Origin of the sequence: Microbacterium sp. Yaish 1 (assembly GCF_002245215.1) — a bacterium.
In the GTDB taxonomy this organism is placed as follows: Bacteria; Actinomycetota; Actinomycetes; order Actinomycetales; family Microbacteriaceae; genus Microbacterium.
In genome coordinates this window covers 877,237-902,360 of record NZ_NPMR01000001.1, presented here as the reverse complement: position 1 = coordinate 902,360, position 25,124 = coordinate 877,237, and the positions used below count along the sequence as shown (strand labels likewise).

Here is a 25,124-nt window from a genome sequence, read left to right as displayed (position 1 = left end):
CCGCCCCGCCGCCCCGCCGCCGCCCCCGACCCCGGAAGGCCCCATGACCTCCCTGATCCACCCCGCCATGAGATTCGGCGTCAACTACACGCCCCGCTCCGGCTGGTTCCACGCGTGGCTCGACCTCGACCTCGACGAGGTGCGCCGCGATTTCGAGGCGATCGCCGGGCTCGAGGCCGACCACGTGCGGCTCTTCCCGCTGTGGCACCTCGTCCAGCCGAACCGGGGCCTGCTCCGCCCGGCGGCGCTCGCCGACATCGGCGGGGTGGTGGATGCCGCGGCCGAGTTCGATCTCGACGTCAACGTCGATGCGTTGCAGGGTCACCTGTCGAGCTTCGACTTCCTGCCCGCCTGGGTCACGACGTGGCACGAGCGCAACATCTTCACCGACCCCGTCGCCCTCGCGGGAGAGGAGGCGTACCTCCGGGCCCTCGGCGAGGTTCTGCGCGGGCGCCCCAATGTCATGGGACTCACCCTCGGCAACGAGGTCAACCAGTTCGCGGCCCGGCCGCACCCGCACCCGCACCCGATCGACGAGGCGCAGGCCGAGGAATGGCTCGTGCGGCTGCTGGGCGTCGCCCGCGCGAGCGCGCCGGGCCTCATCACGCACGCCGCCTACGACGCGACCTGGTACGACGAGCGGCAGCCCTTCCTGCCGCGTCACGCCGCCGAGCACGGAGATGAGACCATCGTCCACTCCTGGGTCTTCAACGGTGCGGCCCAGCGGCACGGCGGCCTCGGCGCCGGCTCGGTGCGCCACGCCGAGTACCTCGTCCAGCTCGCCGCCGCCTGGCACGCCCAGGCCGACCGCCCCGTCTGGCTGCAGGAGGTCGGGGCTCCCGTCACCGTCGTCGATCGTGACGACGCCGCCGACTTCCTCGAGCAGACGGTGCGCCGTGCCGCCGACGTCCCCGTCCTCTCCGGCATCACGTGGTGGTGCTCCCACGACGTCGCGCGCTCGATGCTCGACTTCCCGCCGGTCGAGTACGACCTCGGGCTGATCGACGAGGACGGCGTGGTCAAACCCACGGGCCGCCGGTTCGCCGAGCTGGCGCGCGAACTGCGCGATGCGCCCCGCCCCGCGGCATCCCCGGTCGGCCTCGTGCTCGACGACTCCGGCCCGTACCGCACCGCGTGCGCCCCCGGCGGGGCGTTCTTCGAAGCCTGGGTGCGCGCCGCCGAGCGCGATGGCCGCGGCCCGCAGATCGTCCTCGCCTCGCGCCAAGCCGACACCGCGCAGCTGGCCGCACGCGGGATCGAGAGGATGGAGCGGGTGGATGCCGGTAGCGGCACCGCCGCGCCGGTCCTCGGCGGTGGCGCCGCCGCCACCATGCCCTGAGACGACCCGACCCCCCGCACGACCGACGACGACCGACCGCCCGACCGAACGGACCCACCCGCCCATGCACGACGACATCCCCCTCACCACCGGCCGCGCCGCGCGCGTGCTCAGCGAGCGCATCCGCCCCGCCATCCACTCCCGGCGCATCCCGCTCGAGATCGCGGCGAACCGGTTGCCGGGCGAGCCCATCCCCGCCGCCGACGGTCTGGCGCTGGAGTTCGAGCCGTTCGAGGCGGGATCGTCCTGGGGGCCGGCCTGGTCGACGACGTGGTTCCGCGTCCGCGGCCGGGTTCCGTCGGAGTGGGCGGGACGCCGGGTCGAGGCCCTCGTCGACCTCGGTTTCGATCCGAACATGCCCGGCTTCCAGTGCGAGGGGCTCGTCTATTTGCCGAGCGGCGAACCCGTGAAGTCGCTCAACCCGCGCAACCAGTGGGTGCGCATCGCCGAGGAGGCAGCCGGAGACGAGGAGGTCGAGTTCTACATCGAAGCCGCGGCCAACCCCGTGCTGCTGGACTACCACCCCTTCCTCCCGACGCAGGAGGGCGACATCCGGACGTCCTCGTCGCGCCCCCTCTACGCCGTGCGGCACATGGACCTCGCCGTGTTCGAGCCCGAGGTGCACGAGCTCGCGCTCGACCTCGAGGTGCTCGTCGAGCTGCAGGCCGAGCTGCCCGAGACCGCGCCCCGCCGCATGCGCATCCTGCAGGCGCTCGACGACGCGCTCGACCGTCTCGACCTGCAGCGCATCCCCGAGACCGCCGGCGACGCTCGCGCCGCGCTCGCCGAGGTGCTGGCGTCGCCTGCCGAGGCCAGCGCGCACCGCATCTCGGCGATCGGCCATGCGCACATCGACTCCGCGTGGCTGTGGCCGGTGCGCGAGACCATCCGCAAGGTCGCGCGCACGAGCACGACGATGACCGAGCTGCTGGGCGAGAGCGCCGACTTCCGGTACGGGATGTCGAGCGCGCAGCAGTACGCCTGGCTCAAGGAGCATCGTCCCGAGGTGTGGGCCAAGGTGAAGGATGCCGTCGCGGCGGGCCGCTTCCTGCCGCTGGGCGGCATGTGGGTCGAGTCCGACACCGTCATGCCCACCGGTGAGGCGATCGTCCGCCAGTTCCTCTACGGGCAGCGCTTCTTCGAGGAGGAGTTCGGCATCCGTTCGCGCGGAGTCTGGCTGCCCGACTCGTTCGGGTACTCCCCGGCGCTGCCTCAGCTCATGCGCCGCGCGGGGTTCGAGTGGTTCTTCACGCAGAAGATCTCGTGGAACCAGGTCAACAGGTTCCCGCACCACACCTTCGCGTGGGAGGGGATCGACGGGTCGCGGATGTTCACCCACTTCCCGCCGATGGACACCTACAACTCGCAGCTGTCGGGCATGGAGGTCGCGAAGGCCTCGCGGCAGTTCCGCGAGTCCCGCGTGGCATCCGGATCCATCGCCCCGGTCGGGTGGGGCGACGGCGGTGGCGGCACGACCCGCGAGATGACCGGCAAGGCGGAGCGCCTGGCCGACCTCGAGGGCAGCGCGCGCGTGCAGTGGGAGCATCCCGACGCGTTCTTCGAGCGCGCGATGACCGAGCTGCCGAAGCCGCCGGTGTGGGTGGGGGAGCTGTACCTCGAGCTGCACCGGGCGACCCTCACGAGCCAGCACAAGACGAAGCAGGGCAACCGGCGCACCGAGCACCTGCTGATCGAGGCCGAGGCCTGGTGGGCGACCGCCGCCTGGCGCACCGGCGCCGACTACCCCTACGACGAGCTCGACGCGCTGTGGCAGCAGGTGCTGCTGCAGCAGTTCCACGACATCCTCCCCGGCACCTCGATCGCCTGGGTGCACCGCGAGGCCGTCGAGCAGTACGAGCGCGTCGCGGCGGCCGCCGAGGCGCTCATCGACCGCGCCCAGGAGCTGCTGGCCGGCAGCGGCGGCGAGCGCGTCGTCTTCAACGCCTCGCCGCTGACCCGCGACGGGGTCCCGGGTCTCGGCGCCGCGCCCGCCGCGCCCCCGGCCGGCGCGGTCGAGGTGCGCGAGCACGACGGCGGGTTCGTGCTCACCAACGATCTCGTCCGGGTGACGATCTCGGCGGGCGGCCTCATCACCTCGGCGGTCGAGCTCGCCACGGGCCGCGAGACGATTCCCGCGGGCGAGCCGGCGAACCTCCTGCAGCTGCACCAGGACTTCCCCAACATGTGGGATGCCTGGGATGTCGACCGCTTCTACCGCAATCGCGTCACCGACCTCACGGCCGTCGACGCGCTCACCGTCGACACGCGCGACGGCGCGGCCCACGTGCGCATCGCCCGCTCGTTCTCGGCCTCGACGCTCACGCAGGAGCTCGTGCTGCGCCCCGGGTCCCGCACGATCGAGATCACGCAGCGGACCGACTGGCACGAGGTCGAGAAGTTCCTCAAGGTCGCGTTCCCGCTGGCGATCCAGGCCGAGCACACCGCCGCCGAGACGCAGTTCGGCTACGCCAAGCGGGTGACCCACACCAACACCAGCTGGGAGGCGGCGAAGTTCGAGACGTCGATGCACCGCTTCGTCCACGTCGCCGAAGCCGGGTTCGGGGCTGCGCTCGTGACCGACTCGACCTACGGGTACGACGTCACGCGCGACGCCGATCCCGACCGGGGCGTCACCACGACGGTTCGGCTCTCGCTGCTGCGCGCCCCGCGCTTCCCCGACCCCGAGACCGATCAGGGCGAGCAGACCCACCGCTACGGTCTCGTGATCGGCGCCGACATCGAGGCCGCGACGGCCGCCGGCCTCGCGCTGAACACCGCCCTGCGCGAGCGCACCGGGGCGCCCGTGGCGCCGCTGGTCACCGCGACGCCCGGCATCCTGGTCTCGGGGGTCAAGCTCGCCGCCGACCGCTCGGGCGACCTCGTCGTGCGCGTGTACGAGCCCGCGGGTCGACGCGTCGCGGGCGAACTGCGCATCGAGGGCGCCGAGACGATCCGCGAGGCATCGCTCATCGAGGACGACCTCGGCGAGATCGTGTACGACGCCGGCCGCGTGGCCCTCGAGCTCCGGCCCTTCGAGGTGCGCACCTACCGGGTGGCCGCACCGGCCGGTGCCAGGATGGAGGGATGACCGAAACCACCGGGTCCTCCCGCGTCCTGCCCCTCGACGAGGCCGCCGCGGCCGAGATGTGGGAGCAGTACCGCGCCGCGCACCCCGAGGCCGTGCTCGCGGCTCCCGAGTACACGGTCGAGCACTTCGGCGACAACGCTCGCCTGGCCGACGAGCTGCTCGGCATCGTGCTCGCGGGCGGCAAGCGGGCGACCGCCGAGCTCGTCGCCGACTTCGTCGCGCGGGGCGACCTCATCCCGCGGATCGGCTCGCACTGGATCGCCTGCGACAGCACGGGTGCCCCGCGCATCATCATCCGCACGACCGAGCTGCGCCTCGGGCCGTTCACGAGCGCGGACGCCGCCTTCGCCGCCGACGAGGGCGAGGACGACCTCTCGCTCGAGAGCTGGCAGCGCGAGCACCGGCGCTACTGGACGCGCGTCGCGGCGGCCCGCGGCGCCGAGTGGTCGGAGGACGAGGACATCGTCTTCGAGCGCTTCTCGGTCGTGTGGCCGCCCGAGCACGCCGACTGAGTCCGCCGATCGAGTTCGCGGACCGAGTTCGCGGGGTCGCGGTCGTCTCTCAGCTGATGAAACCGCCGCGAAAACCGGGCCGCGTGCGCATGCGAGCACGCGGCCCGGTTTACGCTGTGGACGGATCGGTGAGCCCGCCGCGCCACTCCGGCTCGACGCGATCCTCGGGAGGTCGATGTGAACTGGCTGCTCAACATCAACATCCTCTCCGGACCGGCCGTCGTCGCGACGTGCATCGCGGCTGCCCTCGCGTTCGTGCTCCTCGTCGTGCTGCGGCCGAGCAACCGCTGGCTGCGCCGGCGCTGGACGCTGACGGCGGCGACGGCGGCCGTCGCCGCCGGGCTGATCGGCATGGGCCTGACCTGGCTGCTCGCGGACCACTACAACCTGTTCGGCGTCGTGCTCACGGCCGACTCACGGATGTGGATCGCGCTCGGGTTCGCCGCCATCGGGGTCGCCCTGGTGTCGCTCTGGCGTCCCACGTGGCGCCGGGCCGTCGCCGCGCCGCTGGCGATCGTGCTCTTCGCGCTCACCGCCGCCATGGGCGTGAACATCGCATTCGGACAGTACCCGACCGTGCGCCTCGCCCTCGGGATGCCCGCGTTCGGTTCCGCTGATCTGCCGTCCCTCGGCAGCGGCGCCGACCGTCCGACGATCGCCGACTGGACCGCCCCCGACGGGATGCCCTCGACCGGCGAGGTCGGCACGGTCACGATCCCCGCCACGGCCTCGGGCTTCACCGCCCGCCCGGCCGTCATCTACCGCCCGCCCGCAGCCCTCACCGAGAACCCGCCGCTGCTGCCCGTGCTGATCGTGCTGTCGGGGCAGCCCGGACAGCCCCAGGACCCGCTGATCGCCGCGCATCTGCAGCAGTCGCTCGACGCGTACGCCGCGGCGCACGACGGCCTCGCGCCGATCGTCGTCTCGCCCGACCAGCTCGGCTCTCCCGACGCCAACCCGATGTGCATCGACTCGCCGCTCGGGAAGTCGGCCACCTACCTGACGGTCGACGTGCCGACCTGGATCAAAGCCAACCTGCCGGTTCTGGATGCCCCCGACTTCTGGGGGATCGGGGGCCTGTCGCAGGGCGGCACGTGCTCGATCCAGCTCGGCTCCGCCCACCCCGAGCTCTTCAGCGCGATCCTCGACGCCTCGGGTGAGGAGTTCCCCTCGCTCGGCGACGAGGCGACGACGATCGCGCAGGGCTTCGGCGGCGACCGTGCCGCGTACGAGGCGGCCAAGCCCGCCGCGATCATGGCGGCCCATGCGCCGTACCGCAACATGACCGCGGTGTTCGGCGTCGGGAGCAACGACGCCGGGTTCCTCCCGGGCGTGCAGCGGATCTACCAGGCGGCGCAGGCGGCGGGGATGGATGCCACCTACGTCGAGGCGCAGGGGAGCGCGCACGATGCGGCGTCCTGGACCTACATCTTCCAGCAGGGGCTCGAGATCATCGCGGACCACTGGGGGCTCGGCCGCTGACGGCGGGCTCGCGCAGGGCCCCGGCCATCCGCACCGCCTGCCCGAGGGTGAGGGTGGGCAGGTAGCACCGCGTCAGAGCGACGCCCAGCGCGGGCAGCATCGCCGGGTCGGGATACACGGCCCACAGCGGCACGAACTCGGGCTGGAACTTGCGCTTGAAGTTCAGCAGCGACCGGAACCCGTACGCCGGCTCGAGCAGCCCGCCCAGGAGGTCGAGCAGGCGGGCGACATTGGTGGGCGCGGCGTCGTCGCCGAGCTGCGTCGAGGCCAGCGGCGAGCCCGACAGGCTCAGCAGGGTGAGCCCGTCGCCCTTCATCCGGTCGGCGGCGGCGCCGATCACGAACTCCATGATCCCGTTCATCGCGTCGCCCCGCCGGCGCATGAAGTCGAGGGTGTACCCGGTCACGGCTCCGTCCTCGAACATCGGCAGCCAGCTCGTGACCGCCTCGATCCGGCCGTTCTCGTGCACCGCCATCATCAGACGCACCGCGGGGTCGTCGAGCTCGTCGACACCGCCGAGGGTGAACTCCATCTCGGGCAGCGTCCGGTCGGCGACCCAGCCCTCGGAGATCTCGCGGATCTGCGCGTGCTGACCCGGCGTGAGCTCGCGCCACGACGTCCAGACAGCCGTGATCCCCGAGCGCGACGCGCGGTTGGTCGCGGTGCGGATGTCCTGTCGCTTCTTTCCCGCCGTGTTCCAGTCGGGCAGGCGCAGCACGGCCTCCTCGGCCACCGGCATCCGCTGCCAGCCGAGGTGATCGAAGACGCTGCCCTCGCGCGCGTCGACACTGTAGAAGGTCGCGGTCCAGCCGTGCGCACCGCAGAACTCCACGAAGCCCGACACCACGTCGGGCCGGTCGTGGTCGGGGCCGAACGGACCGCCGAGGGTCACCGCGATCGTGCCGCGCACGCGGTAGGCGATCGCGGCGTCGGCATCGGGGGCGAACCAGTACGAGTTGCCCCGCCACGTCGACATGAACGACAGCGTGTCGCCGCCACCGCGTTCGAGCACGCGCCGGGCGCGCAGCCGGTCGGGTGCGTCGAGCACGGTGCGCGAGTCGACGAGCACGCGGGCGACGGCGACGACCAGGATCAGCCAGAACACCAGCGACGGGAGGTACCAGATCGCCTGCGCGACACCGGACTCGGGCACGAACTCGATGACGTCCGAGGGGATGAGGGTCGGCGGCACGAGACGCAGCGGCAACGCGCGCAACACCATCAGCGCGTCGACCCCGGGCTGGAAGCCGTCGGCGATCAGGAGCGTTCCGACGAACGAGACGACGAGCGTCGCCGCCGTCCCGATCACGACCGTCAGGACGAACGTGCGCTTGGCCGCCGCGGTGGTCGTCACCCGGGCGGCTCCCCGGAACACGATCAGCACGATCGCGACGGCCAGCGGCACGAGGGCGCCGACGATCACCCCGGTGAGGGTCTGCCACACGAAATCCGCGGTCTCGGCGTTGACCGCCTCACCGATGGCGGCGACGGTGTCGGGCTCGATCACGAAGAAGGTGTAGAGCATGCCGGCGAACATCGCGAGGTTGATCGCGACGGCGACCTCGAGCGCGATACGTCGGCCGTTGCGGATGCCCCGCGCCGCGAGCAGGAGGACGACCAGCGGGAGCAGCGCCACGACGCTCGACCACCCCTGCAGATCGGCGATGGAGGAGAAGTCATCGGGGCAGGGGGCGCCGGCCGAGCCGAACGCGCACACCTGGCCGTCGACGATGCTCAGCGGGTCGATCGAGAGATAGCCGTAGATCGACAGCAGACCCGCGCCCGACCCCGAGGCGGTCGCGACGACCGGGCCGATCGCCGTGATCGCGACGATGGCTGCGAGCAGCACCCGCTTCTCGTAGTACGAGCTGCGCACGAGGCGGAAACCGCTGCTGCGCCCACCGAGCGCGAAGCCGAGCACGAACCCCACCGGCACGGCGAGGAGCGAGAACAGGTCGTTCGCGCCGCCCGAGTAGAGATAGAGGGTGACGGCGGAGAGCACCGCCAGCAGTCGAGTGCGACGCCGCCAGATCGTACCGAAGAACGAGCTGGCCGCCATCGCCGTGGCCAGCAACGGGGCGGTGGGGGAGAACACGTCGACGGCAGGGGCGTTCAACGGGATGCCGGCGAGGTAGGTCTGCTCGAACAGATCGATCGCGAAACCCAGGAAGGATGCCGCGACGCCACCCACGAGGTACGCGATCACGGTGCGCACGCTCCCCATCGCCCGTTCGGCGGCACCCACCACCACGAGCACGAGGACGACGAACACGATGAGGGCCGGCACCGTCTCGACGACGAACAGCGAGGTCACGGAGCTCCACCAGTGACGAGTCGCCGCGCCGGCGCCACCGGCGTCCTGGGCGGGGATGAAACCCCAGTCGATCGGCTCGAAGATCATCCCCGCGACACTCAGCCCGATCGTGAGGATCGCGATCAGGAGCGTCACCGGGCGGTGGCGCAGCCAGGAGCCGGCGCCCGCGGCGAACGAACGCAGGTCGCGGAGGGATGTCGTCACCTGACGCACGATAGTGCTTCCGCCTGTGCGCGCAGAGCAGGCGCACAGCGGGCGCTTATCCGGCTCGGACCCTCATCCGGCTCGCACCGAACCGAACCACAGCGCGAAGTAGTAGGCGAAGTTGCGGTTGCCGTATGACGAGCACGGGCCGCCCGGGCCCCAGCCCGCCGACATCGCGGCCGGGTCGGGCTGATAGGGCGTGTAGTTGTACAGCGCCGCCGTCGCGTCGTTCGCGATCGCGACATCCGTCCCGCCGCACGCGGGGTCGGGGTGGAAGGCGATGAAATGCGTGCCGGGCTGACGCATGAAGTCGGACGCGCGGTACGAGGCCAGGTCGGTCGCCCCGGCCACGATCTGCGCGCCCACGCCCTCGTACTGCGGATCGCACGGCGCGGTGTCGGGACAGCTCGCGCCCATCGCGGCGCGCAGCCGGCCCTCCGACGGCGCCCGGGCCGCGCGCCCCTCGACCAGCGACTGCTCCTTCTGGAGGGTCACGAGGATGACGCGCGCCGAGATCCCGCAGGCCTCCTGCACGCGGTGGATGATCTCCGCGACGGGCAGCTCGCCGCCCTCGATCGCCCGGCAGATGACCTCGCCCGTGCGCTCGGACACGCGCGCCTCGCGGGAGGAGATGCCGGCGGTCGCGACGTTCAGACACGCCCCGTTCCCGCATTCGCCGATCCGGTCGTCGAGGAACTGCTGGATCTCGGCGGCGGAGAGCGCGTCGCGGTCGAAGAACAGCGCGTCGTCGATGAGGTTGCCGGGGTCGATGGCGCCGACGTTCGGCGGGAGGGCGCGCGGCGGTTCGCCCGGCGGCGGCGCGCCGCCCGGACGCAGCGCGAGGTTCGTCGCGGTCACGCCGATCGCCACGATGACCGTGACCAGCAGCACGGGGACCAGCACGAGGACCGCGGCGATCCCGATCCGGCGACGGCGCCGCCGCATCCGGGATCGAGAGGCCATGGGAACGATCGTGCCGCACCCGGTCACGAGAACGCTGGGAGCGGCGCTCAGCCGTCCGAGACCGACGACTGCCGGACGATGAGGCGGGTCGGCAGCGGGGTGGCCTCGGTCACGACGTCGGGCTGCTCCACCACGAGCAGCACCTTCTGCATGATCAGGGCGCCGAGCGCCGGGAAGTCCTGTTCCACCGTGGTGAGCGCGGGGTAGAGGAAGGCGGCCTCGGGGACGTTGTCGAAGCCGACGATGCCGACGTCCTCGGGCACCCGGAGCCCGCGCTCGCGGAGGGCGGAGAGCACGCCGATCGCCATGTGGTCGTTGCCCACGAAGATGCCGTCGCCGGGGGCGATGTCGCTGTCGATCGCGATGCCGAAGCCGCTCGCGGCCGACCAGTCGCCGTACGTGAGCGGTGGGATGTCCAGCCGCCTCGCGACGAGCTCGTCGCGCCAGCCGCGCACGCGCTCGGCGGCATCGGGGTTACGGGCCGGGCCCGCGATGTGATGGATGCGCCGGTGCCCGCTCTCGGCGAGGTGGCGTACGGCACTGCGCGCACCGCGGTACTGGTCGATCGCCACGAGCTGCGGGTGCGGGCGGCTGGTGGCGGCGACGGCGACGAGCGGGATGTCGAGCTCGAGCCCCTGCACGGCCGCGAGCACGTCGAGATCGACCACGATGAGGACGATGGCGTCGACGCGCTGCCGGAGCAGCCCGTCGATCGCCGCGCGCACAGCGACGACATCGCTCTCGGGCGAGCTGATCGCGTCGACGTTGTAGCGCTCCGACCGCGCGGCGAAGTTGAAGTGAGTCGCGACCGACGTCGGGCCGAACTGGACGGTGCCGGGGGTGATGAGGCCGATCGTCCGGGTGCGGCGGGTCACGAGCGCCCGCGCCGCGGGGGACGGGCTGTAGCGCAGCTGCGCGATCGCCTTCTCCACCCGCTCGCGCGTCGCGGGCCGCACGTTCGGCATGTCGTTGAGCACCCGCGAGACCGTCTGGTGCGAGACGCCGGCGAGTCTCGCGACGTCGAAGATGTTCGCCGCCCGGGGCGTGCGCGCGTCAGTCATCGGCCTCTTCGGTCTTGTCGGCGGCGGATTCGTCGGCGGATTCGGCGGCGGATTCGTCGGCGCGCGCCACGAGCGCGATCAGCAGGTCGGAGGTGAGATCCGCGGCCGGCACGACATGGGCGATACGGCCGTCACGGACGACCGCGACGGTGTGCGAGACGCGCAGCACCTCGTCGAGCTCGGCCGAGATGTAGACGACGGAGACGCCGTTGTCGGCGAGCTCGCCGACCAGGCGCTGCACCTCGGCCTTCGCGCCCACGTCGATGCCGCGCGTCGGCTCGTCGAGCACGACGACGCGCGGCGACAGGGCGAGCAGCCGGGCGAGCAGGACCTTCTGCTGGTTGCCGCCCGAGAGCTCCCGGACCGGGCGATCGATGTCGGCGGGCCGGATGTTGAGGGCCTCGATCCAGCTCCGGGCGAGCTCGCGAGCGCGCGCGGCGCCCACGGGACGCAGGATGCCGCGTTGCGCCTGCAGGGCGAGCGTGATGTTCTCGAGCACGCTGAGGTCGCCCAGCACGCCCTCGGTGCGACGGTTCTCCGACGAATACACGACGCCCCGACCGATCGCCGCCCGCGGCCCGCGCCCCCCGAGCGGGGTGCCGTCGAGGAGCACCGTGCCCTCGTCGAGACCGTCGACTCCCGTGAGGGCACGCGCGAACTCGGTGCGCCCGGAACCGAGCAGGCCCGCGAAACCGATCACCTCGCCCTCGACCAGCTCCAGGTCGAACGGCTGCCGCGTCCGGCCCGAGCGGGCGCCGCGGGCCGACAGCACGAGGGGGCCTTCGCTCGGCGGCGGGGTCTCCTCGTCGATCGCGGCGAGCCGGGCCGCGGAGTCGCCGAGCATCTTCTCGACGAGCTCGACGCGCAGCAGCTCGGTGGTGGAGTACTCGCCGACGAAGCGGCCCCCGCGCAGCACCGTGACGCGGTCGCACAGCTCGTAGACCTGGTCGAGGAAGTGAGACACGAACAGCACGGCGATGCCGCGGGCCGTCAGCTCGCGGACGACGCGGAACAGCTCGGCGACCTCGTCGGCGTCGAGGCTCGAGGTCGGCTCGTCGAGCACGAGCACGCGGAGGTTCGCGCCCGACACCGCCCGCGCGATGGCCACGAGCTGCTGCACCGCGAGCGAATGCGACGACAGCAGCGAACCCGGGTCGATCGAGACCCCGAGCGACTCCAGCGCCGTCGCCGCACGTCGCCGCATCTCGCCGTGGTCGATGATCCCGAACCGACGCGGCTCGCGCCCGAGCGAGACGTTCTCGGCGACCGTGAGGTTCGGCAGCAGGTCGATCTCCTGGTAGACGGTGGAGATGCCCGCCGCGAGCGCGTCCGCGGGGCGAGCCAGGTGCACCGGTGCCCCGTCGAGCAGGATCTCGCCGGCGTCCAGGCGGAGCGCTCCGGTGATCGCCTTGATGAGCGTCGACTTCCCGGCGCCGTTCTCGCCCATCAGCGAGTGCACCTCGCCCGCGAACAGCCGCAGATCGACGTTCGCGAGCGCCTGCTCGGGGCCGAAGCGCACGTCGGCGCCGCGCACCTCGAGCGTCGGCGCCGCCTCGGGATCCATGCGCACCATCATGCCGCCCCGACGCCCCGCCGCGCTGCCGCGGCGCGGCGGGCCGTCACCGCCGCGTCGCGGATCGGCTGACGATCACCCGCTGCACCACGACGAACACGAGCAGCAGTGCGCCCACCGTGATGCGCGTCCACGACTGCTCGGCGCCCAGGAACGAGATGATCGTGCGGATGAGGCCGTAGACGAACACGCCGATGAGCGACCCGACGACGAAGCCGCTTCCTCCCGTGAGGAGGGTGCCGCCGATGACCACCGCGGCGATCGTGTCGAGCTCGGTCCCGACGCCGTTGAGGGGATAGCCCGCGCCCGAGTACGCCGTGAGCACGATGCCCGCGATACCTGCGCACACGCCGCTGATGACGTACACCAGCAGGCGGGTGCGGACCACCGGCAGACCCATGAGGCGCGCCGACTGCTCGCTGCCGCCGATCGCGTAGACGGTGCGGCCGAAGCGCGTGTAGCGCAGCACGAGGGCCGCGAGCACGACGGTGAGCAGAGCCAGGATGCCGGTGGGCGTGATGTACCAGCCGCCCCCGACCGACAGCCGGGTCGACTGCAGCCACAGCAGCCCGTCGTCGGCGACCTTGATCGACTCCAGGCTCACGACGAAGGCGAGGCCGCGGGCGAGGAACATCCCGATGAGCGAGGCGATGAAGGGCTGCACGTCGAAGAACTGCACGAGCACGCCGATCAGCAGGCCGATCGCGCCGCCGATCACGATCATCGCCGGGACGGCGACCGCGACGGGCACTCCCTCCGACAGCAGGCGTGCGCACAGGATGCCGGTGAATGCCATCACGGCGCCGACCGAGAGGTCGATGCCGCCGGTGAGGATCACGAAGGTCATCCCCACCGCGAGCACCAGCAGGTAGGCGTTGTCGAGCAGGATCGACGACAGGATGCGGGGCAGCTGGAAGTTCGGGAAGTTGATCATCGCGCCCACGATCATCACGACGAGGATCGCGGCGGCGGCGAACACCGGCACGAGGGCGATGTGGCGGCTGAGGAAGCGGCGCCAGGGGGTCAGGGCGCGCTCGTGCGCGCGGGGGGCAGCGGTGAGCGATGTCATGACAGCACCTTCGCGTCGGAGCGGGTGGAGACCGGGCGGGCCGCGGGACGGGCGCCGGAGGTGAACCAGCCGCGCACGCGGCGCGACTGCAGCAGGACGACCACGAGCACCGCTCCGGCCATGAACACCGGGCTCACCGCGGGCGGGACCCCGAGGAAGGTGATCGTGGTCTTGAGGGTCTGGATCGTGAACACGCCGATGACGGTGCCGGCGATGCTGAACTTGCCGCCCGCGAGCGAGGTGCCGCCGAGCACGACGGCGAGGATCGCGTCGAGCTCGATGTACATGCCGGCCGCGTTCGCGTCGGCGGCCATGATGTTCGAGCTGTAGAGGATGCCCGCGATGCCGGCGAGGGTGCCGCTGGCGATGTAGGTGCCCCAGATGATCCCGCGCGAGCGGACGCCCGCCAGGCGGCTCGCCTCGGGGTTGATGCCGACGGCCTCGGTCAGCATCCCGAGGGCGGTGCGCCGCTGGACGACGGCGACGACGATGATCGCGGCGACCGAGACGCACAGGGCGAAGGGCAGGCCGAACACGTATCCCTGCGCCATGAACTGGTACGGCTCGCTGTTGATCGTCGTGATGAATCCGCGCGTGATGAGCAGAGCGACACCGCGTCCGGCGAGCATGAGGACGAGCGTGGCGATGATCGGCTGGATGCCGAGCACGGCGACGAGGAAGCCGTTCCAGGCGCCGAGGACGAGCGAGGTGCCCACGCCGGCCGCGATGGCGATCGCGACGACGCCGAGGTTCCCCGGCTCGGGCGAGGCCTCGATGATCGTCAGGGCGACGGCGCCCGAGACCGCCATGATCGCACCCACCGAGAGGTCGATCCCTCGCGTGGCGATCACGAGCGTCATCCCGAGGGCGACGAGCATGAGCGGGGCGCTGTTGCGGAGGATGTCGATGAGCGAGCCGTACAGCTGCCCGTTCTGCACCGTCACGCTCAGGAACGAGGGCCGCGACACGGTGTTGACCGCGATCAGGGCCACGAGGGCGAGCACCGGCCAGACGAGCCGGTGCGTGAACAGCTTCTTCACGCGATCTTCTCCTTACCCGAGGGGTCCTCGGCGTCGCCCTCGGCGATGAAGGCGACCAGTGTGTCGACGTCCACATCCTGCGTCATCAGCTCGCCGATCTTGCGGCGATCGCGCAGGACCGCGACGCGTTGCGCGATGCGCAGCACCTCCTCGAGCTCCGAGGAGATGAACACCACGGCCAGTCCCTGGGCCGCGAGCTCGGCGACCTTGCGCTGGATGTCGGCCTTCGCGCCGACGTCGATGCCGCGGGTGGGCTCGTCGAGGATGAGCAGTTCGGGGGCGGTGGCGAGCCACCGTGCCAGCAGCACCTTCTGCTGGTTCCCGCCCGAGAGGTTGCGGACGAGGGCGTTGGGGTCGGCGGGGCGGACACCGAGCGCTTCGAGGTACTCCGCGACCAGCGCATCGCGCTCGCTCTGGGGGACCCGGCGCAGTGCGCCGCGCCGCGCCTGAACGCCGAGCACGATGTTCTCGGCGACGGTGAGGTCGGCGACGATGCCCTCGGAGCGGCGGTCCTCGGACGAGAACGCGATGCCGCGGTCGAGCGCGTGCCGCGGGCTGGTCAGACGTGTCGCGGCGCCGTCGACCTCGACGGTGCCACCGTCCGAGCGGTCCGCGCCGGCGAGCAGGCGCGCCAGCTCCGTGCGGCCCGAGCCCAGCAGGCCGGCGAGCCCGACGACCTCGCCGCGATGCACGTCGAGGTCGGCGGCTTCGATGACGCCCCGCCGGCCGACGCCCCGGGCGCGCAGGACCGGGACGGCGTCGCGATCGATCTCGCGCTCCGCCGTCGACGACAGGGCGTCGAGGGCGCTCAGCTCACGCCCGATCATGCGTGCCACGAGGGCCTCGCGGCCGAGCTCGGCGATGGGATACTCCCCGACGAGCCCGCCGTTGCGCAGCACCGTCAGGCGGTCGGAGATCTCGTAGATCTGGTCGAGGAAGTGCGAGACGAACAGGATCGCGACGCCGCGGTCGCGCAGTCGCCGCATGACCGCGAACAGCTGCTCGACCTCGCTGCGGTCGAGGCTCGACGTCGGCTCGTCCAGGATCAGGACGCGCGTGTCGATGACCATCGACCGGCTGATGGCGACGAGCTGCTGCACCGCGATCGAGTGGCTGGCCAGCACGGAGCGCGTGTCGATGTCGAGACCGAGCTCCGCGAGATGTCCGGCGGCCGCCTCGTGGGTCGCGCGCCAGTCGATGCGTCCGCCCCGGCGCACCTCGTTGCCGAGCATCACGTTCTCGGCGACCGACAGGTTCGCGCAGAGGTTCACCTCCTGGTAGACCGTCGAGATGCCCGCGGCCTGCGCATCGGCCGTGCTGCGGAACGAGCGCTCGCGTTGGTCGACGACGATGCTGCCGCTGTCGATCGCATAGACGCCGGTGAGCGCCTTGATGAGCGTGGACTTGCCGGCGCCGTTCTCTCCCATGAGGGAGTGGATCTCGCCGCCGTAGAGCGTGAGATCGACGGCGTCGAGCGCCTTCACGCCGGGGAACTGGATGGTGATCCCGCGCATCGCGACTGCGACCGGGCGTTCCGTGGTCATCATCGACCCGCTTTCTGGAGGGGGAGAGTGGCGGCCGGCGTGCCGGCCGCCACTCGGGTGTCGGATCAGTAGGGGCGGCTGTCGAGGACTTCCTTCGCCTGCTCCTGCGTGAAGCTCTGGTCCTCGACGATGTACTTCTTGTCGACGGTCTCGCCCGCGAGGACCGACTTCACGACCTCGGCCGTCTTCTCGCCGAGCAGCGGGTTGCACTCGACGATGAAGTTGAACTCGCCGTTCGCCAGGGCCGTCATGCCGTCCTTGACCGCGTCGATCGTGACGATCTGGATGTCGGTGCCCGGCTTCATGCCGGCCGCCTTGATCGCGTCGAGGGCGCCGAGACCCATGTCGTCGTTGTGTGCGAAGAGGACGTTGATCTCGGAGCCGAACTTCTGCAGGAAGCCTTCCATGACCGTCTTGCCCTCGGCGCGGGTGAAGTTGCCGGTCTGCGAGTCGAGGACCGTGATGTCGGTGCCGGCGACGGCGGCGTCGAAGCCGGTCTGCCGGTCGGTGGCGGCGGAGGAGCCGGTCGTTCCCTCGAGGATCACCATGTTCGTCGGCTTCGAGCCGAAGTTCTCGGCGACCCACTCGCCGGCGGTCTTGCCCTCCTGCTCGAAGTCGAGCCCGATCCAGCTGGCGTAGAGATCCTCGGATGCCGAGACGGTGCGGTCTTCGAGGATGACGGGGATGCCGGCATCCTTCGCCTCCTTCAGGACGTCGTCCCAGCCGTCGCTGACGATGGGGGCGAGGACGATCGCGTCGACGCCCTGGTTGATGAAGCTGCGCACCGCGGCGATCTGGGCCTCGGGCTTGTTGTCGGCGGCGTTGAAGATCAGGTCGAATCCGTTCTCGGCCGAGAACGCCTCCTTGATCGACTCGGTGTTGGCGCTGCGCCATCCGCTCTCGGAACCGGTCTGGGCGAACCCGACCGTGATGACGTCGTCGCCGCCGGAGCCGCCCGGCGAGCTGGAGCTCGCGCACGCGGTGGCGCTGAGTGCGACGACGCCCAGCATGGCGATCGCGGTGACGACGGACTTCACCTGGGACATCGGAAACCTCCTCGTTTCGTCCGGCGGCGTCGCCGGATCTCTGATGCATGTCACCTCGGGGGGACGCTCGAATGTTAGCGCTCACAACGCGGGTCGTGTCAAGGGCTGCATCGGTAACGAATCGGCAACTGCGGGCCAGGCGGCGGCGGAACGCGCAACAACCCGTCATCGCGAGGTGAGCGCTCACACCGTGGACGCGACTCGGGGAGCGTTTCGGGTCGCCGGCCGGGTGACGGCGTGTCAAGTGCCCTGCCGGCCGGTGCCGGCCGTCGGGTAGGGGTGGGGCGAGGGCCGACGGGCGGCCCATCGTGACAGGAGGCGCACCGTGTGCACAGGTGTCAGCTACACCACTCAGAACCACTACTTCGGCCGCAATCTCGACCTCGAGTTCTCGTATCACGAGGAGGTGGTCGTGACCCCGCGCAACTTCCCCTTCCGGTTCCGGGCGACCGACGCGCTCGAGAATCACCACGCGATCATCGGCATCGCGACGATCGCCGACGGCTACCCGCTGTACTACGACGCGGTCAACGAGCGCGGGCTCGGCATGGCGGGGCTGAACTTCCCGGACAACGCCGACTACAAGCCCGAGAAGGCGGGGACGACCAACATCGCGTCCTTCGAGTTCATCCCCTGGGTCCTCGGTCGTTTCGGGACCGTCGACGAGGTCGAGGCGGCGCTCGCCGACGTCACCATCACCGACGTCTCGTTCAGCGACGCCTTCCGCGCGTCGCCGCTGCACTGGATCATCGCGGATCGATCACGGTCGATCACCGTCGAGAGCGTCCGGGAGGGGCTGCGGGTGTACGACAACCCCGTCGGCGTGCTGACGAACAACCCGACCTTCGACATCCAGCTGTTCGGACTCAACAACTACATGCACCTGTCGACCTATCCGCCCGAGAACACCTTCGCTCCCGAGCTCGCGCTGGACCAGTACAGCCGGGGCATGGGCGCGATCGGGCTCCCTGGCGATCTCTCGTCGTCCTCGCGCTTCGTCAAGGCCGCGTTCACGAGGATGAACTCCGTCGCGGGAGAGTCCGAGTCGGAGTCGATCAGCCAGTTCTTCCAGATCCTGGGCTCGGTGGCTCAGCAGCGCGGCTGCGTGCACGTCGGCGAGGAGGGCAAGTACGAGATCACGATCTACTCGTCGTGCTGCAACACCGACACCGGCGTCTACTACTACACGACGTACGAGAACAGCCAGATCTCCGGCGTCGACATGCATCGCGAGGATCTCGACGCCGACACGCTCGTGCACTATCCGCTCGTGAAGGGGCAGCAGATCAACATGCAGAACTGACGGCCGGCCATACCGCATTCCCGGCCGTAACGCGAGCGGGTGCGCGGGCGGATGCGGCCGACCTACCGTTTGGGGACCGGGATGAACCGTCCCGGCATCCGGGATCAGACCCGGACGCAGATCGACGGAAGGGGCCGATATGGGACTCGACGACAAGATCAAGAACGCAGCTCAGGACGTCGCCGGCAAGGCCAAGGAGGCCACCGGCAAGGCGACCGACAACGAGCGTCTCGAAGCCGAAGGCCACAAGGACCAGACCGCCGCCAACGTCAAGAAGGCCGGCGAGAACGTCAAGGACGCCTTCAAGTAAGACGCTCCCTCACGCGAGCGCCCCGGGGTCTACGGCCCCGGGGCGCTTCGCTGTCCGCCTGCGGGGCGCACCCCGGGCGGATGTATTCATCTGACTGCATCCGCCTACCACGGGCGGCGTGGAGACTCAAGCGCTTCCCGCCCGGGCGGTCGCGCAGCACGATTCCCTCATGACAGATCTGCTCGCGCCGGACACGGCCGCGGACGAGCCCTCGCGTCCCGGCTCCGAGGCCGAGCTCCACGCCCTCCTCACCGCTGTCGCCGCGGGCGACCGGAGTGCGTTCGCCGAGCTGTACGACGCCACCGCCGGCGCCGCCTTCGGGCTCGCGCTGCGGCTGACCGCGAGCCGGGAGGCCGCCGAGGACGCCGTGCGCCAGGCCTTCCTCGACGTCTGGCGCGAGGCGCGCTGGTTCGACGCGGGCGCGGGCACCGTGCGCGCCTGGATCCTCGCCCGCCTCCGCCGTCGCGCCGTCGAGCGCGGCCGGCTGGCCGAGATCCGCGAAGCGCTGACACGCCTCCACGACACCAGCGGCCGAGCCTGACGCCGGCCCCGTACCGCAACGGGCCCGATCGGGCAACCGGAGGTCATCGGCCCCGCGCTGCCGAAAGACTGGGGCATGGCCTTCATCGGATACCACGCTTCGCACGAACAGCTCGCGCCCAGCGCGCTCCTGGAAGCCGTCATCGCCGCCGAACGCGTCGGCTTCGACGGGGCGTTCAGCGCCGACCACCTCGCGCCCTGGACCCCGCGCCAGGGGCACTCGGGCAACACGATCGCCTGGCTCGGGGCCGCGCTCGCCTCGACGCGATTCCCCATCGGGTCGGTCTCGACCCCTGGGCAGCTGTACCACCCCGTCGTCAGCGCGCAAGCGATCGCCACCCTCGCCGAGATGTTCCCGGGGCGCTACTTCGCCGCGCTCGGCAGCGGCGAGCTGCTCAACGAGCACGTCACCGGCGCCGCGTGGCCCGCGAAGGACGAACGAACCGCGCGCCTGGGGGAGTGCGTCGAGGTCATGCGCGCACTGCTCGCCGGCGAGCGGGTCGATCACGACGGCCGCATCCGGGTCCACGAGGCCCGCCTGTGGAGCCTGCCCACCGGACCCGCGACCCTCATGGCCACCGCCGCCTCGCCCGAGACCGCACGCTGGGCCGCCGGGTGGGCGGACGGGCTCGTCACGGTCGGCACGAGCCGCGACCAGGTCGCCGAGATCGTCGACGCGTACCTGGATGCCGGTGGCCTCGGGCCCACCTGCCTGCAGGTTCACATCGCGCTCGCCGGGTCGCGGGAGGAAGCCGCCGCGCTCGTGCGCGACCAGTGGCTGCACGGGGTCGTGACGCCACCGGAGGCCTGGGACATCGCCCAGCCCGAGGACTTCGCCGCCCGGGCCGGCGACCCCAGCGACGCCGAGCTCGCCGAGCACGTCATCGTGGGCCTCGACTCGCCGAGCGGCATCGCCGACCTGGCCGACCGGCTCGCCGAGCTCGTCGAGACCGGGTTCGACCGCCTCTACATCCACGAGATCTCGCAGGACCAGCGGGCCTTCCTCGGAGCGCGGGCGGGTGCTCTCCTCGGAGCCCTGCGCGAACGACTGGGCGCCGGGACTCATGAACCGCGAATCCATCGCGATACGGAGACCTATCCACCGACCACGTAGACGCGCTCGCCCGCTACTTCAGTAGCTCGGCTCGGCTACGTAAAGCTCCGCCGACACCCAATTCGCGTCACCGTCCCGTCTGAACCTGGAACCCCGAACGGCAGGTTCAGACGGAGGACGGCAATGACACGACGCGATCGAACCGCAGTGCGGCAGGCGCCCGCGGGCAGCCTCGCGAAGCGGAGATGGCGTCGTCTCTCGGCCGCCGTCGCCGCCACCGTCGCCGTCGTCGCAGGGTCGCTGGTCGTCGCAGCCAGCGCGCAGGCTGTCACGCACACGTTCGTGATCGACTCCCTCGACGCGACCGCGGCCGCCGCGGGCGTGAACGTCGGGAACGGCGTCTGCGAGACGAGCGCGGGCACCTGCACGATGCGTGCCGCCCTCGAGGAGTCCAACGCGCTGAACCTCCCGCCCGGGGCCATCACGATCACGGTCGCCGACGGTCTCACCGGCAACATCGACGCGCGGGACGGCACGGCGTTCCGGATGCACAACTCGTCGGTGAACTCGTGGGACAACGGCGCCCACTTCGCGGTCACCGCGCCGGTCGTCATCGACCTTCAGAACCGCGTGACGATGCAGACCAGCCGAGACACGGTGTCCGCGTTGTTCTACATCAATGGCCCCGACGTCGAATTCCGGAACATGACGCAGATCCTCTCCGGCCGCACCTCGCTGTCGCTCGGACCGGAGGCCGATGGCTTTGTGCTCGACGGGGGGTCGACGAACACCGACCGCGACTACTACGCCGAGCGCTTCGTGCTCGTCCGGGAGGGCGCGAAGAACATCACGATCCGCAACTACGAGGTGCGCGGGTTCTACAACGCGGCACGCACCGGGATCTTCCTCGTCAACGCGCAGGACGCAACGCCCGTCGAGAATCTGCGTGTCGAGAACGTGACGGTCACGTACCCGTCGGGGTCGACCTGCAGCTCCTCCAACGGCTCGGGGTGCTTCACCGACCTCCTGCAGTTCAACCCCCGCAGCCAGAACGTCGTCCTCGACGGCTTCGCCTTCGTCAGCAGCGATGTGATCGGGATGCGCAACCGCGAAGCCTTCCCCTTCTCGAACGGTGCGCTCTCGTCGAGCGTGCGGGCGTCGAACATCGTGATCGAGAACAACCGCTTCATCAACGTGCAGGGAACCGGGACCGGCGCGAACTCGGCCTTCATCCGGCTGCCCCACGGTGGGATGGGCGGGGTGAACCGCATCGTCGGGAACGAATTCGTCCGGGCCAGCAGCGGACAGACCTTCGCGATCTCATGGAACGGCAACACCACGGCGGGCAACGCGGGCGACCTCACGATCGCCGACAACTTCTTCGACGGGTACACCGGGACCTCTATCGCGCTCACCAACACGGGCGACGTCGCGGTCGAGCGCAACACCTTCGGCGACCGAAGCGCCAGCCAGCCCCGCCCGGGAGTCACCGAGGAGACCCGCACGGCGACCCCGACCCTGCTGAGCAACATCACCAACGCCAACGGCCAGGTGGCGACGTGGTATCCGTCGTCGGATGCCCAGGTCCTCACGGCCGACGCGCCGACCGGCACCGTCGTGGCCCGGTCGCCCTTCGCCGACGGGGCATGGCTGTGCCCCGCGGTCGTCGACGTCACGGCGCCGACGGGCGCTCAGGCGCCGTCGGGCGATGCCGACCTGGACATCTTCTGGACGGCTGACCGCACGGCGGACGTCTACCTCGGCCGTGCCTCCGGAGTGTCGGGATCGTCAGGTGTCATTCGCGTCGACCTCCCCGTCGGTGCTGTCCCGCTGCCCACGACCGAGCCGGGCGCGACGCGCGATGTCGTGGCCGTCGACCCGGAGACCGGGGAGGCCACGGGTTATCTGCGCGTGCAGACCCGGACCGAGGCCGGACAGTCGTCGCAGTACTCGCGACTGGTGCCGGTGTCGGGCAACTGCCGGCCGCAGATCACGATCGAGCGGACGGAGGGCCAGAACTCTCCGACGCTCGCCCGCGACCTGAACTTCACGATCACGTCGACCCTCCCGCTCGATCCGGCATCCGTGACCGGCGCCGCCCTCGAGATCTCCGCCGAGGCCGTCGACGAGACGATCGACGCCGCGCGCATCGCGCCGCGCTCTGTCTCCGTCGAAGCCGTGCCCGGTTCCTCGAGCCGCGAGTTCTCCGTGGTGGTGCACGTCGACGACTCCGCCCGCGTGCACCTCGCGATCCCCGCCGGCCGGGTGTCGGGCCTCGGCGGTGTCTCGAACCCGCAGCCCGCGGTGGACGACGAGGCCTGGGTCGTCTTCACGAACCCGGTCGTCGCCCGTCCCGCTCAGTTCGCCCTCGTCACCGGCGACCCGCTCGGGCAGCAGTTCTCCTTCGACCTCCGAACCGGGGCCCCGCTGCCGACCGCTGAGCTGCGCTTCGCGTCGTCGCTCGACCAGGCAGGCGTCGACCTCGGTGTGAGCATCAGCGACCCCAGCGCCGTCATCGCTCCGGCGGCGACATCCTCGACGCCCATCCGGGTGACCGCCGAGGCCGGTGACGTCGCAGCGGGCACGCCCGTCGTCATCGCATCGGCGCTGTCCTCCGATGACCCGAACTACGATCGGCTCGTCGTGCCTCCGGTCACGGCCCGGCTCTTCGCGACCGACCCCACCATCCGCATCGACAAGCGCGCGTTCGTCGGCGTCACCGATTCGTCGTCGCCGGAGCGGATCATGGCGACCGGAACCGAGGCGCTGAGCGGGACCCGTCTCACCGACGGTCAGGCGGTCTGCTTCGTCTACACCGTGACCAACGTGTCCGCTGACGACTGGGCGACCCGGCTGACGGGCGTCGTCGTGACAGACAGCGACACCCGGCTGGGCGACGGCGGTGTTATCGGAACGATCGACCAGATCGAGATCGGCCGAAGCGCGGCCCTCTCGTCCTGCGCCTCGCTGATTCCCGTCGACACCACCGTCGGGAGTGCCGGATGACCGCCGCCGAGTCCGTCGCCATCACCCGGCGGATGCTGCGCTCGGGCACCGCTACGCCTGACCGCTCCGCGTCCCGGGCCCGGAACACGACCGCCCTTCTGGTGGCGGGCGCGCTCGCCGCTGTTCTGGCGGGCGCCGGCGGTGCCACCCTGGCGCTGTGGTCGAGCTCCGTCTCCTTCGCCGGCGGCCCGGTGACCGCGGGAGACCTCGAGCTGTCGCGGGGCGACGGCTCATGGCGGCAGGTCACGCCGGGTGTGGCGTCGCCCGCCTCCGGCGTGCTCGGCTCGGCGCGAGTCGACGTGCCGACGATGCCGGGAGACGTCATCGAGTTCCGCATCCCTGTCCACACCGTCCTCCAGGGCGAGAACCTGCAGGCGCAGCTGTCGGTCGAGGCCCGTGCCGCCCTGGCCTCGGGGCTCGCCGACGGAGCGATCGTCGCGACCTATCGCGTAGAGCGCGACGGGCAGGACGACACTGCCTCGGCCGCGGTCACCGACGACATCCCGGTGGGGACCCCGACGACGGTCCCGGGGCTGGAAGGATCCAACCCTGGCGAGGGAGTGGACTGGATCGTCGTCGTCACCGCGCGCGTCGGCGGCGAGTACCGCTGGGAGCAGACCGCGTCCGTCGGTCCGCCGTCCTGGAGCCTCGACGACCTCGCGATCTCGCTCCAGCAGGTGCGTCCCGCCGCCGCGGGGGGTGGGTCCACGTGAGGCGGAGCAGCCGGAACGGTCTCGTCGCCGGAGGGCTCATCGGTCTCTCGCTCACCGGAGCCCTCGTGGCCAACGCTCTGTGGAGCGCCGCCACTCGCATCGCGGTGCCGGAGTTCCCCGTCGGTTCGATCGCATTCGGCGCGTCGCCCGAGGCCGCGCCCGGCACCGCTGCCGGCTCGGTCGCGGGGGAAGCGGTGTCGGTCGTGCTGCCGGGCAACCGGCTCGCTCAGCTGCTCGACTCGCCCGAGGACGCGGGAGGCCCGGTCATCTGGCGTTTCACGGCGACCGGCTCCGCGCTGGGAATCACCGGTCTGGACTACTCGGTCGACGTTCGCGAACAGCGCTACGCCGGCGAATCGCACGATCTGGGAAGCGGGGTGGCCCAGCCCAACACCGTTCTGTCCAAGTCGACGATGAAGGTGTACCGGGCCGGGCTGGGGGGCGATTGCTCTGCGATCCCGGGCCTGCCCGAAGACGCGTCGGAGGGACGCAACGTCTACGTCTACGCGGGCGAGGACGTGACCCTTCAGAACGCCGGCGCAGGCGTGGTCGGCACCGTCACCGAGCATGAGTGGTGCGTCGCCGTCGAGTGGAACGACGAGGGCGACGGCCGTTATCGCAACGACGTGCACGTCACGGCCTTCGGCGAGGACGGCTCGGAGAACACCGCGCTGGACCGCTGGCACGCCGTGGTCGGAGCCCCGCCCGCTCTCGACATGAGCGGCACCTACCGCAGCTTCGCCGATGCGGAAGGCGTCGGCGAAGACGGCTCTTCTGCGCGTAACCGCGACCGCTGGGAAGCCGATCTGTACCCGGACGGGTCTCGCGAGCCCGACGTCGTCATCTCGCTCCAGCCGTTCGTGACCAACACGAACCCGGCGTTCGACCGGCGCCCCTGATCTTCCGCCTTCGGCGGGGGCGACGAGCGCCGACCCCGCCGATTCATCCCGCGCTCACCACAAG

The 25,124-nt window shown here is 71.1% G+C and carries 19 protein-coding genes; 11 read left to right on the top strand and 8 right to left on the bottom strand.

Annotation, left to right across the window (positions count from 1 at the left end; all coding sequences use genetic code 11):
- Positions 1-43: 43 nt before the first annotated feature.
- The 4 genes from CI089_RS04260 (at position 44) to CI089_RS04245 (ending at position 6,421) form a co-directional block, all read left to right on the top strand.
- The gene (locus tag CI089_RS04260; RefSeq protein ID WP_256977471.1) at positions 44-1,339 is read left to right on the top strand and encodes a glycoside hydrolase 5 family protein; all 1,296 of its coding nucleotides are present in this window, start codon (positions 44-46) and stop codon (positions 1,337-1,339) included.
- Between the two features lie 64 nt (positions 1,340-1,403).
- Positions 1,404-4,427: an alpha-mannosidase gene (locus CI089_RS04255; protein ID WP_094260411.1), complete on the top strand. Its 3,024-nt coding sequence runs from the start codon at positions 1,404-1,406 to the stop codon at positions 4,425-4,427.
- Positions 4,424-4,939: an ASCH domain-containing protein gene (locus CI089_RS04250; protein ID WP_094260410.1), complete on the top strand. Its 516-nt coding sequence runs from the start codon at positions 4,424-4,426 to the stop codon at positions 4,937-4,939. The genes CI089_RS04255 and CI089_RS04250 overlap by 4 nt, the downstream gene beginning before the upstream one ends.
- Positions 4,940-5,116: 177 nt before the next feature.
- Complete coding sequence (locus CI089_RS04245) at positions 5,117-6,421, top strand: alpha/beta hydrolase (protein WP_094260409.1); 1,305 nt, start codon at positions 5,117-5,119, stop codon at positions 6,419-6,421.
- On the opposite strand, the gene CI089_RS04240 is transcribed toward CI089_RS04245, so the two are convergent.
- The 8 genes from CI089_RS04240 to CI089_RS04205 form a co-directional block, all read right to left on the bottom strand.
- Positions 6,390-8,939, bottom strand: a complete 2,550-nt coding sequence (locus CI089_RS04240) for a bifunctional lysylphosphatidylglycerol flippase/synthetase MprF (protein ID WP_143738883.1) — start codon at positions 8,937-8,939, stop codon at positions 6,390-6,392. The genes CI089_RS04245 and CI089_RS04240 overlap by 32 nt on opposite strands.
- Before the next feature lie 72 nt (positions 8,940-9,011).
- Positions 9,012-9,902 (bottom strand): hemagglutinin, encoded by an 891-nt coding sequence (locus CI089_RS04235; protein WP_143738881.1) that lies wholly within the window; start codon positions 9,900-9,902, stop codon positions 9,012-9,014.
- Between the two features lie 47 nt (positions 9,903-9,949).
- On the bottom strand, positions 9,950-10,963 hold the full coding sequence (locus tag CI089_RS04230) for a LacI family DNA-binding transcriptional regulator (RefSeq protein WP_094260406.1): 1,014 nt from the start codon (positions 10,961-10,963) through the stop codon (positions 9,950-9,952).
- A complete protein-coding gene (locus CI089_RS04225) occupies positions 10,956-12,536 on the bottom strand; it encodes a sugar ABC transporter ATP-binding protein (protein ID WP_373441588.1) in 1,581 nt (526 codons plus the stop codon). Before CI089_RS04225 ends, CI089_RS04230 begins: the two co-directional genes overlap by 8 nt.
- 46 nt (positions 12,537-12,582) lie before the next feature.
- On the bottom strand, positions 12,583-13,605 hold the full coding sequence (locus CI089_RS04220; protein ID WP_094260404.1) for an ABC transporter permease subunit: 1,023 nt from the start codon (positions 13,603-13,605) through the stop codon (positions 12,583-12,585).
- Positions 13,602-14,645, bottom strand: a complete 1,044-nt coding sequence (locus CI089_RS04215) for an ABC transporter permease (protein WP_094260403.1) — start codon at positions 14,643-14,645, stop codon at positions 13,602-13,604. The genes CI089_RS04220 and CI089_RS04215 overlap by 4 nt, the downstream gene beginning before the upstream one ends.
- Positions 14,642-16,189, bottom strand: coding sequence for a sugar ABC transporter ATP-binding protein (locus tag CI089_RS04210; RefSeq protein WP_256977470.1), 1,548 nt, complete (start codon positions 16,187-16,189; stop codon positions 14,642-14,644). The genes CI089_RS04215 and CI089_RS04210 overlap by 4 nt, the downstream gene beginning before the upstream one ends.
- Positions 16,190-16,254: 65 nt before the next feature.
- Complete coding sequence (locus CI089_RS04205) at positions 16,255-17,235, bottom strand: ABC transporter substrate-binding protein (RefSeq protein ID WP_094260401.1); 981 nt, start codon at positions 17,233-17,235, stop codon at positions 16,255-16,257.
- 325 nt (positions 17,236-17,560) lie between these two features.
- Between CI089_RS04205 and bsh the strand changes: the two genes are divergently transcribed.
- The 7 genes from bsh (at position 17,561) to CI089_RS04170 (ending at position 25,060) form a co-directional block, all read left to right on the top strand.
- Positions 17,561-18,538: a choloylglycine hydrolase gene (gene bsh / locus CI089_RS04200; RefSeq protein ID WP_094260400.1), complete on the top strand. Its 978-nt coding sequence runs from the start codon at positions 17,561-17,563 to the stop codon at positions 18,536-18,538.
- A gap of 139 nt (positions 18,539-18,677) precedes the next feature.
- Positions 18,678-18,848, top strand: a complete 171-nt coding sequence (locus CI089_RS04195) for a CsbD family protein (RefSeq protein ID WP_094260399.1) — start codon at positions 18,678-18,680, stop codon at positions 18,846-18,848.
- Between the two features lie 169 nt (positions 18,849-19,017).
- Entirely contained in the window at positions 19,018-19,389 is a 372-nt protein-coding gene (locus CI089_RS04190) for a sigma factor (protein ID WP_094260398.1), read from the top strand.
- A gap of 75 nt (positions 19,390-19,464) precedes the next feature.
- Positions 19,465-20,502 (top strand): LLM class flavin-dependent oxidoreductase, encoded by a 1,038-nt coding sequence (locus CI089_RS04185; RefSeq protein ID WP_094260397.1) that lies wholly within the window; start codon positions 19,465-19,467, stop codon positions 20,500-20,502.
- Positions 20,503-20,625: 123 nt separating this feature from the next.
- A complete protein-coding gene (locus CI089_RS04180) occupies positions 20,626-23,448 on the top strand; it encodes a hypothetical protein (RefSeq protein WP_143738879.1) in 2,823 nt (940 codons plus the stop codon).
- Positions 23,445-24,161, top strand: coding sequence for an alternate-type signal peptide domain-containing protein (locus tag CI089_RS04175; protein ID WP_094260395.1), 717 nt, complete (start codon positions 23,445-23,447; stop codon positions 24,159-24,161). Before CI089_RS04180 ends, CI089_RS04175 begins: the two co-directional genes overlap by 4 nt.
- On the top strand, positions 24,158-25,060 hold the full coding sequence (locus CI089_RS04170) for a hypothetical protein (protein WP_094260394.1): 903 nt from the start codon (positions 24,158-24,160) through the stop codon (positions 25,058-25,060). The genes CI089_RS04175 and CI089_RS04170 overlap by 4 nt, the downstream gene beginning before the upstream one ends.
- The last annotated feature ends 64 nt before the right edge of the window (positions 25,061-25,124 follow it).